Annotated in this window: 15 protein-coding genes, 7 tRNA genes, 2 rRNA genes and 1 other annotated feature; all 24 genes read right to left on the bottom strand. The window is 40.2% G+C overall.

Going from position 1 to position 16,650, the window contains the following annotated elements; genetic code table 11:
• Nucleotides 1-79: 79 nt before the first annotated feature.
• The 24 genes from AC4G3N_RS18410 to rrf (AC4G3N_RS18295) all read right to left on the bottom strand — a co-directional run bounded on the left by AC4G3N_RS18410 (nucleotide 80) and on the right by rrf (AC4G3N_RS18295) (nucleotide 16,640).
• Nucleotides 80-592: an NYN domain-containing protein gene (locus AC4G3N_RS18410; protein WP_066103038.1), complete on the bottom strand. Its 513-nt coding sequence runs from the start codon at nucleotides 590-592 to the stop codon at nucleotides 80-82.
• A gap of 2 nt (nucleotides 593-594) precedes the next feature.
• Nucleotides 595-1,338, bottom strand: coding sequence for a 23S rRNA (guanosine(2251)-2'-O)-methyltransferase RlmB (rlmB, locus tag AC4G3N_RS18405; protein ID WP_066103041.1), 744 nt, complete (start codon nucleotides 1,336-1,338; stop codon nucleotides 595-597).
• Entirely contained in the window at nucleotides 1,335-1,754 is a 420-nt protein-coding gene (locus AC4G3N_RS18400; RefSeq protein WP_491090945.1) for a Mini-ribonuclease 3, read from the bottom strand. Before AC4G3N_RS18400 ends, rlmB begins: the two co-directional genes overlap by 4 nt.
• A 5-nt stretch (nucleotides 1,755-1,759) precedes the next feature.
• Nucleotides 1,760-3,157 (bottom strand): cysteine--tRNA ligase, encoded by a 1,398-nt coding sequence (gene cysS, locus AC4G3N_RS18395; RefSeq protein WP_066103047.1) that lies wholly within the window; start codon nucleotides 3,155-3,157, stop codon nucleotides 1,760-1,762.
• On the bottom strand, nucleotides 3,138-3,803 hold the full coding sequence (cysE, locus tag AC4G3N_RS18390) for a serine O-acetyltransferase (RefSeq protein ID WP_490553550.1): 666 nt from the start codon (nucleotides 3,801-3,803) through the stop codon (nucleotides 3,138-3,140). The genes cysS and cysE overlap by 20 nt, the downstream gene beginning before the upstream one ends.
• Nucleotides 3,804-3,984: 181 nt before the next feature.
• Nucleotides 3,985-4,226: a binding site (T-box leader), on the bottom strand.
• 42 nt (nucleotides 4,227-4,268) lie between these two features.
• Complete coding sequence (gene gltX / locus AC4G3N_RS18385) at nucleotides 4,269-5,726, bottom strand: glutamate--tRNA ligase (protein ID WP_066103052.1); 1,458 nt, start codon at nucleotides 5,724-5,726, stop codon at nucleotides 4,269-4,271.
• Between the two features lie 80 nt (nucleotides 5,727-5,806).
• Entirely contained in the window at nucleotides 5,807-6,283 is a 477-nt protein-coding gene (gene ispF, locus AC4G3N_RS18380; protein ID WP_066103055.1) for a 2-C-methyl-D-erythritol 2,4-cyclodiphosphate synthase, read from the bottom strand.
• Nucleotides 6,276-6,977, bottom strand: a complete 702-nt coding sequence (ispD, locus tag AC4G3N_RS18375; RefSeq protein WP_140462333.1) for a 2-C-methyl-D-erythritol 4-phosphate cytidylyltransferase — start codon at nucleotides 6,975-6,977, stop codon at nucleotides 6,276-6,278. Before ispD ends, ispF begins: the two co-directional genes overlap by 8 nt.
• Before the next feature lie 33 nt (nucleotides 6,978-7,010).
• Complete coding sequence (locus AC4G3N_RS18370; RefSeq protein ID WP_066103060.1) at nucleotides 7,011-8,105, bottom strand: PIN/TRAM domain-containing protein; 1,095 nt, start codon at nucleotides 8,103-8,105, stop codon at nucleotides 7,011-7,013.
• Nucleotides 8,106-8,300: 195 nt separating this feature from the next.
• The gene (disA, locus tag AC4G3N_RS18365; RefSeq protein ID WP_066103063.1) at nucleotides 8,301-9,371 is read right to left on the bottom strand and encodes a DNA integrity scanning diadenylate cyclase DisA; all 1,071 of its coding nucleotides are present in this window, start codon (nucleotides 9,369-9,371) and stop codon (nucleotides 8,301-8,303) included.
• Between the two features lie 4 nt (nucleotides 9,372-9,375).
• A complete protein-coding gene (gene radA, locus AC4G3N_RS18360) occupies nucleotides 9,376-10,752 on the bottom strand; it encodes a DNA repair protein RadA (protein WP_491090941.1) in 1,377 nt (458 codons plus the stop codon).
• 168 nt (nucleotides 10,753-10,920) lie between these two features.
• Complete coding sequence (gene clpC, locus AC4G3N_RS18355; protein WP_066103069.1) at nucleotides 10,921-13,362, bottom strand: ATP-dependent protease ATP-binding subunit ClpC; 2,442 nt, start codon at nucleotides 13,360-13,362, stop codon at nucleotides 10,921-10,923.
• Nucleotides 13,363-13,374: 12 nt separating this feature from the next.
• Nucleotides 13,375-14,454, bottom strand: a complete 1,080-nt coding sequence (mcsB, locus tag AC4G3N_RS18350) for a protein-arginine kinase McsB (RefSeq protein WP_066103072.1) — start codon at nucleotides 14,452-14,454, stop codon at nucleotides 13,375-13,377.
• Complete coding sequence (gene mcsA / locus AC4G3N_RS18345; RefSeq protein WP_066103075.1) at nucleotides 14,451-14,984, bottom strand: protein-arginine kinase activator protein McsA; 534 nt, start codon at nucleotides 14,982-14,984, stop codon at nucleotides 14,451-14,453. The genes mcsB and mcsA overlap by 4 nt, the downstream gene beginning before the upstream one ends.
• A gap of 24 nt (nucleotides 14,985-15,008) precedes the next feature.
• Complete coding sequence (locus AC4G3N_RS18340) at nucleotides 15,009-15,470, bottom strand: CtsR family transcriptional regulator (RefSeq protein ID WP_066103078.1); 462 nt, start codon at nucleotides 15,468-15,470, stop codon at nucleotides 15,009-15,011.
• A 253-nt stretch (nucleotides 15,471-15,723) separates the two neighbouring features.
• A 5S ribosomal RNA gene (gene rrf / locus AC4G3N_RS18335) occupies nucleotides 15,724-15,840 on the bottom strand.
• Nucleotides 15,841-15,843: 3 nt separating this feature from the next.
• A tRNA-Ala gene (locus tag AC4G3N_RS18330) sits at nucleotides 15,844-15,919 on the bottom strand.
• 12 nt (nucleotides 15,920-15,931) lie between these two features.
• Nucleotides 15,932-16,008, bottom strand: a tRNA-Pro gene (locus tag AC4G3N_RS18325).
• Nucleotides 16,009-16,014: 6 nt separating this feature from the next.
• A tRNA-Arg gene (locus tag AC4G3N_RS18320) sits at nucleotides 16,015-16,091 on the bottom strand.
• 8 nt (nucleotides 16,092-16,099) lie between these two features.
• Nucleotides 16,100-16,185 (bottom strand) — tRNA-Leu (locus AC4G3N_RS18315).
• Nucleotides 16,186-16,199: 14 nt separating this feature from the next.
• Nucleotides 16,200-16,274, bottom strand: a tRNA-Gly gene (locus AC4G3N_RS18310).
• An 80-nt stretch (nucleotides 16,275-16,354) separates the two neighbouring features.
• A tRNA-Lys gene (locus tag AC4G3N_RS18305) sits at nucleotides 16,355-16,427 on the bottom strand.
• A gap of 7 nt (nucleotides 16,428-16,434) precedes the next feature.
• Nucleotides 16,435-16,510, bottom strand: a tRNA-Val gene (locus AC4G3N_RS18300).
• A 13-nt stretch (nucleotides 16,511-16,523) separates the two neighbouring features.
• Nucleotides 16,524-16,640 (bottom strand): 5S ribosomal RNA (rrf, locus tag AC4G3N_RS18295).
• Nucleotides 16,641-16,650 lie beyond the last annotated feature (10 nt).

The raw sequence follows: 16,650 nt of genomic DNA, 5'->3' as shown, positions 1-16,650 counted from the left end.
AAATTGCCACACCGATCCCTCCGTAAGATACCAAAGATAGCAATATTATACAGTAAGCGCTTTTATAGCGTCAATGCCCTCACAGATTTCCTCTCCTCCATTTTTCGAACATTTCCGACACTTCTCGACTCAACGGGATCCTTGATACAGGCTGTTCATCCTTTGTTTGCACGACCTTTTTTTCAATCTCTTTTTCTACATATTCCATCTCCTGCAACAGTTCACGGGCAGATTTCCGATAAGCCCCCTGCGCAAAGATGGTTCGCTGCTCCGTGTAATCTGATGTCGCAACATACACACGAGTATTTATTTTTATTAATTTAGAAGCCAGCCTTTCGATACATTCATCAGCTGTTTCATTTTCCTTTGTAAAAATAACATCAACTTTTGAATTTCTATACTTTTTCTCCATTCCCTGTACGAAGTAAGCATCAAATACAATTATAACCCGGTGTCCGGAAAAACCTTGAAATTCAGCCATCATTTCAATTAAACGGTCTCTAGCGGCAGCAAGGTCCTGATCGCGCAGCTTGCGCAAATCAGGCCATGCACCTATGATATTATAGCCATCTACCACCAGTATGGTTTCCATCTTTATCCCTCTAACGGATATCGCTTTCGATATACTTCATACATTAGCAAGCTGGCTGCCACACTTGCATTGAGAGAGGTAACATGCCCCACCATTGGCAAGTGATATAAGAAATCGCATTTTTCCTTGATTACCCGGCTGATTCCTTTCCCTTCACTACCAATTACAATCCCAAGAGGCATCGTTCCATCCATCAACCGATAATCCTGGCTTCCCTTCGCATCTGTACCAGCAATCCATACACCGCGTTCCTTTAAATCTTCTATCGTGCGTGATAAATTCGTTACGCGTGCAACCGGGATATGCTCAATTGCCCCGGTCGATGATTTAGCAACTGTAGCTGTTAACCCAACCGCTCTCCGCTTGGGAATAATGATACCATGAACACCGGATGCATCAGCTGTCCTTAAGATAGAACCCAAATTGTGCGGATCTTCCAATTCATCAAGCAACAGAATGAATGGGTCTTCCTGTCTGGATTCCGCCAGCTTAAACATGTCGTCAATTTCTGCATATTGATAGGCCGCCACCTGAGCAATAACTCCCTGGTGATTCCCCTCAATCATTTGATCCAGTTTTTTCTTTGGTGCTGTTTGTATCATAATTTTATTTTCTTTTGCAACCGCGATTACCTGCTGAATCTGCCCTTTCGTAGCTCCTTCTGCAATCCAAATCTTATGAATATCGCGTTTCGATCGCAATGCCTCTAAGACGGTATTACGTCCCATAATTAAATCATCGCTCATCTCTGCACTTCACTCCTCTCTTTAAATTGAATCGCCAACTCTATAATTTCATCAAGACGTTCCTGTTTCTTGCTCCCATATAGATAACCAATTAATGCTTCAAAAGCTGTGCTGTATCTATATGTTTGCACATCTGTATTTTTTGGGATTGTGCCTGACTTAGCATTCCTCCCTCTGCGGATAACAGCTTCTTCCTCTTCAGTTAGAAGATGCGCATTTAATAAATAATGTACGACTGCACTCTGTGATTTAGCAGATACATACTTCGTTGCTTCTTTATGAAGCCTGTTTGGTTTTACTTGTCCAATAGATAGCAGATGATGGCGAATATATACTTCATATACCGCATCTCCAATATAGGCCAGAGCCAGACTTCCCAAAGCCGTTACATCTAATTCCTTTAAGTCCTCAAGCATTCTTTTTATCCCCGTTTCCAGCGTGTACCTTGGGCAGTATCTTCCAAAATAATATTCATTGCTTTTAGCTCATCTCTAATCTCGTCAGAGCGAGTAAAATTACGTTCTTTTCTTGCCCGATTACGTTCTTCAATTAATTTTTCTACCATAGCATCAAGCGATTGTTCAACCTCAAGCTTAATACCGAGTACATCAAATAAAATACGAAACTCATTTAAAAATGCTTCAATAACTGCATCGGAGGTCACTTTTTCTAACAGATAATAATTTCCTTGCCTTGATAGTTCAAACAATACCGAAATAGCATTTGCGGTATTGAAATCATCATCCATTGCTTCTTCAAACATTGCATGTAATTCTCCGATTTTCTCGAACCATTCCGCATCGTTATGAGTAATATTGGTGCTTGCCGTTTGGCGGTGTTTTAAGTTTTCGTAAGTAGTTCGCAAGCGGTCCAATGAAATCTTCGTTGACTCTAATAACTCTTCACTGTAATTAATTGGATTTCTGTAATGAACGGATAGGATAAAGAATCTTAATACTGCCGGATCATGATGCTTAATAATATCATGTACCATTACAAAATTACCGAGAGATTTAGACATTTTTTCATTATCAATATTAATATAGCCATTATGCATCCAATAATTTGCGAATGGCTTTTCGGTTAAAGCTTCTGTCTGTGCAATTTCATTTTCATGGTGAGGGAATGCTAAGTCCTGTCCTCCAGCATGAATATCAATCGTATCACCTAAGTATTCTTTAGCCATCGCAGAACATTCTATATGCCAACCCGGTCTTCCTTTGCCCCATGGGCTATCCCAAGAAATTTCACCATCTTTAGCCGCTTTCCACAAAGTGAAATCAAGTGCATCCTGTTTCCGCTCATCTACTTCTATTCTCGCGCCTACCCGCAGCTCATCAATGGACTGGTGCGAAAGCTTTCCATAATCTTTAAAATCTCTTGTACGGTAGTACACATCCCCACTGGATTCATAAGCCATTCCTTTATCTATTAGGGCCTGAATAAATTCAATGATTAAGTCCATATTTTCCATTACCCTTGGATGCACATCAGCTTTTTTGCATCCAAGTGCTCCAACATCCTCAAAATAAGCTTTAATGAACCGGTCAGCTGTAGCCGGTACATCTTCTCCCAGTTCACGAGCTGCTTTGATTAACTTGTCATCAACATCTGTAAAATTAGAAACAAACTTTACATCATAGCCTTTATATTGTAAGTAATTGCGGACCGTATCAAATACAATCGCCGGTCTCGCATTCCCTATATGAATATAGTTGTATACAGTCGGACCGCACACATACATCTTAACCTTTCCCTCTTCAATCGGCTGAAAGGTTTCCTTTTTTCTTGTCAGTGTATTATAAATTTGAACGCTCACGTTTATTTAACTCCTTTCGCAAATCCATTATCTCTTTCTTTAATATATCAATTTCCTGTTCCATTCGATTGCAATGATCTTCTACAGGGTCAGGAAGGTCCCGATGATTTAAATCTTGTTTTAATCGTACGCCATCTTTGATAACTACCTTACCGGGAATGCCGACTACCGTTGAGTTGGCAGGGACATTTTTTAAAACCACTGAACCCGCTCCAACCTTCGAGTTTTCCCCTATGACGATGGAGCCGAGCACTTTAGCCCCCGTTGCAATCAATACATTATCCTCAACTGTTGGATGACGTTTGCCTGACTCTTTACCTGTACCTCCAAGTGTAACCCCCTGGTATACAGTCACATTATCACCAATCTCGCAAGTTTCTCCAATAACGACACCCATGCCATGATCAATAAAAAAGCGCCTGCCGATTGTCGCTCCCGGATGTATCTCTATACCGGTTAAAAATCGGCTAAACTGGGAGATGACCCTGGCAATAAATTTGAAATTTCTCTTATAAAAAAAATGTGCAATTCGATGATTCCAGATAGCATGTAAACCTGAATACGTCAGGATGATTTCAATTGTCGATCTTGCTGCAGGATCCTGTTCAAATATAACGTCTATATCTTCTTTTAACCGTTTCCACATGATGTTACCCCTCCTTAAACGCATAAAAGCAAAAACAAGCAGTACTTTTCTCTTCTCTAGAGATGTACTTTACGAAAGATGGAAACACGGTAACTTATCCTTCCTAAAGATCGTATAATAAACATCCTGTTTCTCCCATCATCGGCCATTTTTCTGCATAAAAAAAGCGCCCTGTCCAAAAGACAGAGACGCTTATAGGCGCGGTTCCACTCTGTTTGAGCTTAAGTATCGAGCTCCAACTTTCCCCTTTTTAACGACAGTGGGTATGCCGCCTTCCTCTACTGACCTAAATTACCAGGCGTTCAAAGAAGGGCTCAGGGGTGCATTCAGATTAAGAGAGGTTATAACCATTTCCAGCCAATGATGGTTATTCTCTAATAAACATCTTCTTTAATCCTACTTATCCCCATTCATCACTTTAAGTATGAATGTTTAATTATACTATATTATATTACGGTTAAAATGTTAACGTAAAAGTTCTTCTAATTGAGAAATCACTCGATTGCGGCCGAAAAGCTCGATTGCTTTTGGCAGATCAGGACCGTGAGCTTGTCCGGTTACCGCTACACGGATAGGCATAAATAATTTTTTGCCTTTATGGCCTGTTTCTTTTTGCACTCGTTTAATTGCTGCCTTAATCTCACTGTCAACAAATTCAGGCATACTCTTTACTTCATCAAGGAAGGCCTTCAATACCTCAGGAACCTGTTCTTCTCCCAGTATTTCCTTCGCTTCATCATTATAAACAATCTCTTTCTTAAAGAAGATGCTTGATAGGTCCACGATTTCTGCTCCGTAGCTCATTTGATCCTGATATAAAGCTATAAGCTTTTGTACCCAATGATGTTCTTCCTCAGACATTTCAGTTGGTACAAGACCTGCTTGCTGTAAATGAGGCAACGCCAATTCAAGCACTCGTTCCGTATCAACCTTTTTCATGTATTGATTATTCATCCACGTAAGCTTTTGTTTATCAAACAAAGCTGGTGATTTAGATAATCGGTCTGCATCAAAGATTGAGATAAATTCTTCCTTCGAGAAGATTTCTTCCTCACCGCTTGGAGACCATCCTAAAAGCGCAATAAAATTAAACAGAGCCTCAGGCAAATAGCCAAGTTCTTCATATTGCTCGATAAACTGAATAATGGATTCATCACGCTTACTTAATTTTTTACGGCTCTCATTGACAATCAATGTCATATGGCCAAAAACAGGAGGATCCCATTCAAAGGCTTCATAAACCATCAATTGCTTAGGCGTATTGGTGATATGGTCATCTCCGCGAAGTACATGAGATATTTCCATTAAATGATCATCAATTGCTACTGCAAAGTTATACGTAGGAATTCCATCTTTTTTAATAATGACAAAGTCTCCAATGCCATCAGATTCAAACGATACATCACCTTTAACCATATCATTGAATGTGTATACTTTACCTTTTGGAACAACAAAGCGAATGCTTGGCTTTCTGCCTTCCGCTTCGAGCCTTGCATGGTCTTCTTCTGTCAGATGGCGACATTTACCCGAATAAGCCGGAGTTTCATTACGTTCCATCTGTTCCGCACGTTCTTGTTCTAGTTCTTCTTCTGTGCAATAGCATTTATAAGCCATATCTCTTTTAATAAGATCACGATAATATTCCTCATAAATATGAGTACGTTCTGATTGGCGATAAGGTCCATATGCACCAGGTACATCGACACTTTCGTCCCAATCCATGCCCAGCCATTTCAAATACTTTAATTGGCTTTCTTCTCCACCGGCAATATTTCTTTTTTGGTCTGTATCTTCAATCCTTATAACAAAGCTGCCACCCTGGCTGCGTGCAAATAAATAGTTAAATAAAGCTGTTCTGGCATTACCGATATGAAGATGTCCAGTTGGACTTGGAGCGTACCGAACACGTATACTGCTAGTCATTAATATTTCCTCCCAAATGATAAAGTACCTAAGTAGGATTCATTTTACCACTATTTTAATCTGGTTTAAAACCACCAGTTCTATTCTTTTATTAAAAGAACCGTAGCTTGAGCCGCTATGCCCTCACCTCTGCCTGGAAATCCAAGCTTTTCAGTTGTAGTAGCTTTTACGTTTACTTGTTCCATGTCACCTTCAAGTAGACCGGCTATCACTTCACGCATTTGATCGATATAAGGGCGCATTTTCGGCCGCTCTGCAATGATTGTGCAATCAATATTGCCTAGCTTATATCCCTTTTGCTTTACAAGTTTCCATACATGAGTTAAAAGCTTTTTAGAATCGGCATCTTTAAAAGCCGGGTCAGTATCCGGAAAATGCTTGCCGATATCTCCCTCTGCGACAGCACCCAGACATGCATCTGCTACAGTATGGAGCAGAACATCCGCATCAGAATGCCCAAGCAATCCTTTATCATTAGGAATAGTAATACCCCCAATAATCAATGGTCGTCCTTCTACTAATTGATGTACATCAAAACCTTGTCCTATTCTAAACATGACGGTCTCCTTTTAAGTTTTTCTCCAGAATCGCTTCAGCAAAATATAGATCCTCTGGTGTGGTAATTTTAATATTATCGTAATTTCCTTCTGTTATGGCTACTCTCTTCCCAATCTGCTCAACCAAACTCGCATCATCTGTTCCAAGGTAATTTGCGCTAACCGCTGCCTCATGTGCCTCTTTTAACAGAGACACACGAAAAGCTTGCGGGGTTTGAATTGCCCACAAGCTTGATCGATCGATTGTTTTCTCTACCATGGTATCTCTGACTTGTTTAATCGTATCCTTAACAGGTACAGCTAACACACTTGCACCGAACTCTTTTGCATCAGCAATTAAATTTCTTAACATAGAATGATTAATAAACGGTCTTGCTCCATCATGCACGAGGACGATTTCTGCCTCGTCACTTAAGGCTTTCAACCCATTACTGACACTATATTGCCGCTCGCTGCCGCCATTTATCAATACAATAGGAGTCGGTAGTGACAATGTTTTGATCAGCCTATTAAATTCTTCTTTTTCAGCAGGATTGATTGGCAAAATAATTTGTTTACAATGCTTATCCGTGCCAAACACAGACAAGGTATGTGCGATAATCGGGCTATTTTTCAGTTCAATCCAAAGCTTATTTTTACTTGCCTTCATTCTTTTCCCTTGCCCAGCTGCAGGGATAATCACTTCATAATCCATCTTCTACTCCTATATCATCGATAGCTATTTCTCTTATAATGCTTTTTCCAATAATTTTGGTTTCGCAAATATCATACGTCCAGCCGAAGTCTGTAAAACGGATGTAACAATGACCTCAATCTTCTTACCGATATAATTTCGGCCTTCTTCAACCACAATCATCGTTCCGTCATCCAGATACGCTACACCCTGATTTTGCTCTTTCCCATCCTTGATAACCTGGACGAGCATTTCTTCACCAGGAATAACCACCGGTTTAACTGCATTTGCTAAATCATTAATATTTAATACCTGGACATTTTGGAACTCACAGACTTTATTCAAATTGAAGTCATTTGTTACAACAATACCGTCCAATACCTTGGCTAATTTGACCAGCTTACTATCTACTTCCTGTACGTCTTCAAAGTCACCTTCATACATCTCGACTTCAATTGGAAGCTCTTTTTGGATTTTATTCAGAATATCGAGCCCTCTTCTTCCCCTTGTTCTTTTCAATGCATCAGAAGAATCAGCAATATGCTGCAATTCACCAAGCACAAATTGCGGAATAACGATAGGTCCCTCCAAAAAGCCAGTTTTACAAATATCTGCAATACGTCCGTCGATAATTACACTTGTATCGAGAACTTTCCTTTTTATATTGGATGGAGCAGCTTCTGTATCGCCATCTTGCTCTGTACCTTTTTTCCTTGTTTTAACCGAGTTAGTCACAAGGTTGGTTAGCTCATCCCGTTTTTTAAAGCCCACCTGGAAGCCTAAATAACCAAATATTAAAGTCAAGAGAATTGGAGCGACTGTGTTGATGATCGGTAACTGAATTGAATTCAGCGGAAGACCAATAAGGAAGGCCAATAGAAGGCCAAGTAAAAGCCCCATACTTCCAAATATAATATCCGTGATGGGAGCAATAATTAATTGTTCTTCCACCCATTTAATGAAATGTACTACATGATCAACCATCCAGAAAGTAATGATATAAAAAATAATTGCACCTGCGAAACCAGTAAAAATAGGATTAGTAATAAATGAATTATCAGTAATTAATGAAAATAAATCTGGCAATACGATGATTCCTATAGCTCCTCCTACGATTAAGAAACACAGTTGTATAATTCTTTTTAACATTCCTTCACCTCCCATTAATAATTATAAACGAGGACTTTCCTGCTTTAATAGTTTTTACCCATTAATTAACTTGCTGTAAAGAAGATGTAATTACACTGTAACAAAAAGCATATATCAGCCTTTTTATGCATTATCTATTATTATAACCTGATTATACGTCAGACAGATGTCAGAACTTCCATATTTTATCTTATCTTATAAGCTGTGCTGCCCAATTTCTGTTTTTATATGTCTCAGCCCATGGTGGATTTTTTTAGCTCTTACTTCTCCTATACCCTCTACGTCATCCAAATCCGCTACGCTTGCATTCAACAAATTAGATAGCTTGCCAAACCTCTTTACGAGATTATGGATGATACTAAAGGGCAGCCTTGGTATCTTATGAAGGGCCCGATACCCACAGGGTGAGACGATCTGTTCCATCGGTACAAACCCTGTATATCCAAGAGTTTTCATAATAGCTGTGTCCTCAACAGATTCTGAATAGGATAAATCAACAAATGCCTGAAAAACCTGTTCTGGCTTAAGGCCCTCCGAATCAATTGTGTAATCCTTTAAGACAAGCATTACCTCCTGTTCCACCACATGCAGCATTTCATGTAATTGCAAACGCAGCAGCCTTCCTTCAACACCTAATTCATTCATATAAATCAAAAGCTCGGTTTTAATTCTCATAACCATTATAAGCCTCTGCATTACATATAGAATATCCGCATATGTTACCATCTCTTCAAATTCCAGCTTACTTAAATTATGAATACTTTCCTGCAAAACAGAACGATATCGTTCAAGTGTTTGCATCGCTTGATTAGCCTTTGTTAATATCACAGACAATTCCCTCAGCACGTATCGAAAGTTTCCTTGATAAAGAGTAATGATATTTCTTCGTTGAGAAATGGCTATTACCAATGCCTTCGTCTCTTTAGCAATTCTCTCGGCTGTTCGATGTCTCATTCCGGTTTCCATTGAAGGTATCGTTTTATCTGGTACAAGATGGGCATTCGCAAGCATAATGGTCTCTACTTTCTCATTAAGGATAATGGCTCCATCCATTTTAGCTAATTCATATAGATAACTGGGTGAAAAAGGGCAGCCGATTTTAAATCCTCCATCTACAAGGGCTTTAACTTTATCGTTATATCCAACCACAATTAATCCACCCGTATTGGCACGCAAAACATTATCGAGGCCCTCTCTAAAGGGTGTGCCTGGGGATACCAATTGAATGATTTGCGCCTTGGCTTTTTCTGCTGCCTTTTTATCCATTACCTTAACCCCCTAATGCATATTTTAAAGCTTCGCTTACCGAATTGACTCCAATCACTTTGATTTCTGACGGAGGTTTCCAGCCACCCAAATTATTGGCAGGCACGATAATACGCTCAAATCCAAGCTTCGCTGCTTCCTTTACTCTTTGCTCTATCCGCGATACCCTTCTAACTTCACCGGTTAATCCAACTTCACCAACAATACAATCCGTTGCTCTAGTAGGTACGTCTTTAAAGCCTGAAGCTATACTGACAATTACAGCCAAATCTACAGCAGGCTCACCCAACTTTACTCCACCGGTGACCTTTAAATATGCATCTTGGTTTTGAAGTAAGAGACCAACTCTTTTCTCCAGAACAGCCATTAACAAAGAGACACGATTATGGTCAATTCCTGTTGCCATCCTTCTTGGATTAGGGAAGATAGATGGAGAAATGAGGGCTTGTATTTCTACAAGTATGGGCCGTGTTCCTTCCATCGAAGCTACGACAGTTGAACCCGCTGCGCCCTGAGAACGTTCTTCGAGGAATATCTCCGAAGGATTCAAAACTTCCTCTAATCCTTCTTCCTTCATTTCAAAAATACCCATTTCATTTGTAGAACCAAATCTGTTCTTGACTGCCCTTAAAATACGATAAGTATGATGACGTTCCCCTTCAAAATAGAGCACGGTATCCACCATATGTTCCAATAGTCTCGGTCCGGCAATATTACCCTCTTTTGTAACATGGCCAACAATAAATATTGCAATTCCCTTTGTCTTAGCCAGTCTCATTAATTCAGCTGTACATTCACGAACCTGTGATACACTGCCTGGAGCAGATGTTACATCAGGATGGAATACTGTTTGAATAGAGTCGATTATGACAAAATTAGGGTTCATTTCATTGATAGCTTGTTCAATCATCCCTATATCTGTTTCAGAATAAACATAGAGATGGTCTGAAGATACCCCCAGTCTAACAGCCCTCAGTTTTGTTTGCTTCACTGATTCCTCGCCAGATATGTACAAAACATCGTAATTATTATTCGCTAGCTGGGATGAAACCTGCAGTAATAAAGTAGATTTTCCAATCCCTGGATCTCCACCTATCAATAATAAGGACCCAGGTACAATTCCTCCTCCAAGAACACGATTGAGTTCATTTGAATCTGTCAATACGCGAGGTTCCTGCTCCGTACCTATGGAACTAATCGATGTAGGCTTAGCCATTGCCTGATCCGAATGGGTAAAAGCTGTACGTCTCTGATTTTTATTAGCTGTTATTTCAATTTCTGTCATGGTATTCCATTCATTACAGCCAGGGCATTTCCCCATCCATTTTGCTGATTCATATCCACAACTTTGGCAGATAAATTTCGTTTTCTTTTTTGCCATATTTCTTTAATCCTCTCCGGGGAATAAATTAACTAATTATGTGCTTCTCTTTTTATTTTACGGATTATATCGCTATTCTTATTCTTATTATTTGTCATTATAAAGTATTTATAGCTATCTGTAAGGAAAGGGCACAACCCTATGGCAGTGCCCTCAAACCAATATTTCTTACTTAGCAGCTATTACTTCATCCCCTGTTTTGGCAGTAAACTCACCATCAACCACATCGATAGTAATTTTTTTACCTTTTTCAATCTTTCCTTTCAACAGTTGTTCTGATAAGAAGTCTTCAACATGTTTTTGGATAGATCTTCTCAAAGGACGTGCTCCATAATCAGGATCATAGCCTTCTTCTACAATTTTTCCTTTTGCCGCTTCCGTCAATTCAAGATTAATATCCTGCTCAGCCAAGCGTTTAATCAGCTGGTCACCCAGCAACGTAACAATCGATTTCAAATGCTCTTTTTCCAGAGAGTGGAACACAATAATCTCATCAATTCTGTTTAGGAATTCTGGACGGAAAGCACGTTTTAATTCTTCCATAACCTGGCCTTTCATATCTTTATAATCCTGGCCTTGATCCTGCATATTGAACCCAACATAACGATTCTTTTTCAAACTGTGAGCTCCGACATTGGAAGTCATAATCAAAATTGTGTTACGAAAATCAACTGTCCTACCCTTTGAATCTGTCAGACGTCCATCTTCTAATACCTGTAACAGGATATTAAAGACATCCGGATGCGCTTTTTCAATTTCGTCAAGAAGCACAACGGAATATGGTTTACGACGAACCTTTTCTGTTAATTGTCCGCCTTCCTCATACCCAACATATCCTGGAGGTGACCCAACAAGGCGGGATGTTGAATGCTTTTCCATATACTCAGACATATCAATTCTAATCATTGCATCTTCATCGCCAAACATTGATTCGGCCAGTGCTCTAGCTAATTCTGTTTTACCAACCCCTGTAGGACCAAGGAAGATAAATGACCCGATTGGACGTTTAGGATCTTTCAGTCCAGCTCTTGCTCTACGCACAGCTTTAGAAATAGCTATAACTGCTTCTTCCTGACCAATCACACGGTTATGGAGAATCTCCTCCATATTCAGAAGCTTATCAGATTCAGTTTGTGCAAGCTTCGTAACCGGTATACCAGTCCAGCTCGATACAACGTGCGCAATATCTTCTACAGTAACTTCGCTGTTTTCTTTCCCTTGTTTCTCTTTCCATTCACGTTTTGTATTCTCAAGTTCTTCACGTAGCTTTTGTTCGATATCACGCAATGATGCCGCTTTTTCAAATTCCTGACTTTGAACAGCCGCATCCTTCTCTTTTCGTGCCTCTTCCAGGCGAACTTCAAGTTCCTTTAAATTAGGCGGCGTAGTGTAGGAACGGAGTCTTACCTTGGAACCTGATTCATCAATCAGGTCAATTGCCTTATCTGGTAGGAACCGATCGGAGATATACCGATCAGATAGCTTAACTGCAGCATCGATTGCTTCATCTGTGATTGATACTCTGTGATGTGCCTCATAGCGATCGCGCAAGCCTTTAAGTATTTGGATAGATTCCTCAATTGTTGGCTCGTCAACCTGAATTGGCTGAAAGCGTCTTTCCAAAGCTGCATCTTTTTCAATATATTTTCTATATTCATCAAGTGTTGTGGCTCCGATACATTGCAATTCCCCTCTAGCCAATGAAGGTTTTAGAATATTGGAGGCATCAATTGCTCCTTCGGCTCCGCCTGCACCAATTAAGGTATGGAGTTCATCAATAAACAGAATAACATTACCTGCAGCACGAATTTCATCCATCACTTTTTTAAGGCGATCTTCAAATTCACCGCGATATTTCGTACCGGCAACAACTGTCCCCATATCGAGTGTCATAACTCTTTTATCTCGAAGGATCTCAGGAACTTCATTATTAATGATTTGTTGGGCGAGTCCTTCTGCAATTGCTGTTTTACCGACTCCCGGTTCACCAATAAGCACAGGATTATTTTTAGTACGACGACTTAATACCTCAATAACCCGTTGTATTTCTTTATTTCTTCCTATTACCGGATCCAGGCTGCCTTCTCTCGCAATCGCAGTCAAATCCCGGGCAAGGCTATCCAAGGTAGGCGTGCTTGCTACAGAAGATGATCCTCCCTGATGAATACCTGCTTCATTGCTGCCTAAGAGTTGTAATACCTGTTGTCTTGCTTTATTCAAACTTACACCCAGATTATTCAGAACACGGGCTGCTACACCTTCGCCTTCGCGAATTAACCCTAATAAGACATGTTCAGTACCTACATAAGAATGTCCCAGCTTTCTGGCTTCATCCATAGACAATTCAATGACTTTTTTAGCACGAGGAGTATAATGAATAGTTTGTACAGTCTCAGATCCCTTACCAATCAGGCTCTCAACCTCTTCCTGAATTTTTTCAGGACTTAACCCAAGAGCATAGAGCGCTTTAGCAGCTATTCCATCCCCTTCTCTCACTAAACCAAGCAAGATATGTTCAGTGCCAATATTATTATGCCCAAGCCTAATTGCCTCTTCCTGTGCAAGTGCCAATACTTTTTGTGCTCTTTCTGTGAATCGACCAAACATCATTATGTTTTCCTCCTATTCATCTTGTGTTTTATCTTCCATCAATAATCGATCCCTGATTAAAGTAGCCCTTCGAATATCCCTGTTTTTTGAATTTAACTCCCCTCCTGCATATCGCTGAAGGAATCCAGGCTGAGTAACAATCATTAATTCATTTAATATATGTTTAGATATATTAGGAATGTAACCTAAATCAATACCTAATCTAACATCTGATAAACATTTTGCCGCTTCCTTGGATTCAATGATTCTGGCATGAGACAGTATACCAAGTGAACGGAAAACCCTATCTTCCAATTGTATGTTTGATGATTGTACTAATGTGTCCCTTGCTGCCTTTTCCTGCATAATAATCTGTTCCACTACACTGGTTAAATCATCAACGATGTCTTCCTCGGTCTTTCCGAGCGTCATTTGATTGGATATTTGAAATATATTTCCCAGTGCCTCGCTGCCCTCACCATAGATACCGCGCACAACCAATCCTAATTGATTAATAGCAGATACCACTCTGTCTATCTGTCTTGTTAACACAATGCCCGGTAAATGAACCATGACAGATGCTCTTAATCCAGTTCCAACATTCGTTGGACAACTTGTTAGATATCCAATCTTTTCGTCAAATGCATAGTCCAATTCACTCTCTACCCAATCATCAATTCTGCTTGCTACTTCGAGAGCTTCAGAAATTTGCAGTCCAGGATATAGACATTGAATTCGGATATGATCTTCTTCATTAACCATTATGCTGACTTCTTCATTTTCTGAAATAAGGCAGGCACCTACATCTTTATGTTTTGCCAACAGAGGGCTTATTAAATGTTTTTCTACCAGTACTTGCTTATCTAATGGATTTAGATCTATCATTTTTACCATTTCCAAATGTCCTAATCCTGAAAGATACTGACCGCCAATACGATCTTCAACTTTTTTTAGTAATCTTTTGGCTTCTTCCTGTGAAAAAACGATCGGAAAGGCGACATTTTTTACGTTTCTGGCCAATCGGACTCTTGAGCTCAATACAATATCCGATTCCGGCCCTTCCTGGTTCATCCATGAGCTGATGGCATTCTCCATAAAGTGTTCAATTGTCATTTTTGTTCGCCCCCTTCTTGAGAGGCTTCAATTTCCTTCTCTAATGAACGAATCTGATCCCTGACTTCTGCTGCCTTCTCAAATTCCTCTGCCTCAACATAATCATTGATTTGAGCCTTTAAATCATTTATTTGCTTTCTTATATGTAAAGTTCCGCCAGCACGTTTAGGAATTTTTCCGTTATGATGAACATTCCCTCCATGCAATTTTCTTAATATGGATTCCAAATATGGATTGAATGTCTTATAGCAATCCGAACATCCAAACCGACCGATATTAACAAATTCACGGTATGTTAATCCACAATGGGGACATATCAGTTGATCTTCATTACTAAAGGGCGATTTAGAGTCGGCTGATTTCATACCTAATCCCATATTTAATAAACCTGCTAACAGATTATTGAATGAAAAAAAATCGCCTTTTTCTTCAGCACAATATTCACAAAGGTTTACTTCCATTTGTTTGCCGTTAACGATTTTTGTAACCTTCATCGTAGCGGGTCTTTCGTTACATTCCTGACAAAGCATTGTTTTCACCCTCTCCGTAGCAACTCATTTATACCTTAATGTCATAAACATCGCTTTTAAGATTCGCGCGCGCAATTCATCTCGTTCAGGTAAATCATAATGGAGTACAGAACGGTCCATTACACTCAACATGATTTTTGCTTCCCGTGAAGATATAACTTCTTCCTCAACTAATCTGCCAATTAAATCTTCAGAATTACTTTGAGAGATACGCTGTCCAACCAAATTACTGATTTGTTCAATTAAATGTGCTCTGTCATGGGACTGTACCCGCATTATACGAATATAACCCCCACCACCCCGTTTACTTTCTACCAGATAACCTCTTTCGATCGTAAAACGAGTATTGATCACATAATTAATTTGAGAGGGAACGCATTGGAACTTATCAGCAATTTCGCTTCTTTTTATCTCTACCAATTCTTTCTCGCTTATATCGAGAACGCTCTTCAAATAATTTTCAATAATATCGGATATATTTTTCATATAGGCTCCCCCTCTCACTGTTTTGACTTTGACTATATTTGACTATAATTATACAAAAGCATCCTCAATTTGGCAATCATTATACTTTACTCTAACTTATTATATGTATACTGCACAATTAACCTTTTTATAAAAAACCAATACTTCAATTCTACCCAAATTTCCTTTTTTAAAACCCTGAAACCTTCCTGTAAAAAGGATCTTTTTTCCCTAAAATACAAAAAAACCAGTTCAATTTGAACTGGTTTTGGCTGCCCGGCAACGTCCTACTCTCACAGGGACTCGCGTCCCAACTACCATCGGCGCTGAAGAGCTTAACTTCCGTGTTCGGAATGGGAACGGGTGTGGCCTCTTCGCCATCATTACCGGACTATGGTGGAGCCTAGCGGGATCGAACCGCTGACCTCCTGCGTGCAAAGCAGGCGCTCTCCCAGCTGAGCTAAGGCCCCAAATTTTTAAAATGGTCGGGAAGACAGGATTCGAACCTGCGACCCCTTGGTCCCAAACCAAGTGCTCTACCAAGCTGAGCTACTTCCCGATATAATGGCGCGCCCGAGAGGAGTCGAACCCCTAACCTTTTGATCCGTAGTCAAACGCTCTATCCAATTGAGCTACGGGCGCATATAGAGTGCCGAGGGCCGGTCTCGAACCGGCACGGTAGTCACCTACCGCAGGATTTTAAGTCCTGTGCGTCTGCCAATTCCGCCACCCCGGCATATAACTTGGCATTGGAGCGGAAGACGGGATTCGAACCCGCGACCCTCACCTTGGCAAGGTGATGTTCTACCACTGAACTACTTCCGCATTATACAGTAAAGCAGTGATAAGAACTTAGGCCAATGAGGTTATCGTTCCTGCTCACTCGCTTATTTATCTATAAAAAATGAGCCATGAAGGACTCGAACCTTCGACCCTCTGATTAAAAGTCAGATGCTCTACCGACTGAGCTAATGGCTCACAATAATGGTGGAGGATGACGGGATCGAACCGCCGACCCTCTGCTTGTAAGGCAGATGCTCTCCCAGCTGAGCTAATCCTCCAATATAAAAAATAGCCCGGCAACGTCCTACTCTCACAGGGACTCGCGTCCCAACTACCATCGGCGCTGAAGAGCTTAACTTCCGTGTTCGGAATGGGAACGGGTGTGGCCTCTTCGCCATCATTACCGGACTATTTGGTT

The organism is Bacillus sp. z50 (assembly GCF_058313585.1).
The sequence above is the reverse complement of the archived record's forward strand: the minus strand, read 5'-3'. Positions and strand labels throughout refer to the sequence as shown.

What these genes read in the sequence shown, in the direction of transcription:
- AC4G3N_RS18410 (WP_066103038.1), bottom strand. Translation starts at nt 592, where the DNA reads ATGGAAACCATACTGGTGGTAGATGGCTATAATATCATAGGTGCATGG.
- rlmB (WP_066103041.1), bottom strand. Translation starts at nt 1,338, where the DNA reads ATGAGCGATGATTTAATTATGGGACGTAATACCGTCTTAGAGGCATTG.
- AC4G3N_RS18400 (WP_491090945.1), bottom strand. Translation starts at nt 1,754, where the DNA reads ATGCTTGAGGACTTAAAGGAATTAGATGTAACGGCTTTGGGAAGTCTG.
- cysE (WP_490553550.1), bottom strand. Translation starts at nt 3,803, where the DNA reads ATGTGGAAACGGTTAAAAGAAGATATAGACGTTATATTTGAACAGGAT.
- gltX (WP_066103052.1), bottom strand. Translation starts at nt 5,726, where the DNA reads ATGACTAGCAGTATACGTGTTCGGTACGCTCCAAGTCCAACTGGACAT.
- ispF (WP_066103055.1), bottom strand. Translation starts at nt 6,283, where the DNA reads ATGTTTAGAATAGGACAAGGTTTTGATGTACATCAATTAGTAGAAGGA.
- ispD (WP_140462333.1), bottom strand. Translation starts at nt 6,977, where the DNA reads ATGGATTATGAAGTGATTATCCCTGCAGCTGGGCAAGGGAAAAGAATG.
- AC4G3N_RS18370 (WP_066103060.1), bottom strand. Translation starts at nt 8,105, where the DNA reads ATGTTAAAAAGAATTATACAACTGTGTTTCTTAATCGTAGGAGGAGCT.
- disA (WP_066103063.1), bottom strand. Translation starts at nt 9,371, where the DNA reads ATGGATAAAAAGGCAGCAGAAAAAGCCAAGGCGCAAATCATTCAATTG.
- radA (WP_491090941.1), bottom strand. Translation starts at nt 10,752, where the DNA reads ATGGCAAAAAAGAAAACGAAATTTATCTGCCAAAGTTGTGGATATGAA.
- clpC (WP_066103069.1), bottom strand. Translation starts at nt 13,362, where the DNA reads ATGATGTTTGGTCGATTCACAGAAAGAGCACAAAAAGTATTGGCACTT.
- mcsB (WP_066103072.1), bottom strand. Translation starts at nt 14,454, where the DNA reads ATGACAATTGAACACTTTATGGAGAATGCCATCAGCTCATGGATGAAC.
- mcsA (WP_066103075.1), bottom strand. Translation starts at nt 14,984, where the DNA reads ATGCTTTGTCAGGAATGTAACGAAAGACCCGCTACGATGAAGGTTACA.
- AC4G3N_RS18340 (WP_066103078.1), bottom strand. Translation starts at nt 15,470, where the DNA reads ATGAAAAATATATCCGATATTATTGAAAATTATTTGAAGAGCGTTCTC.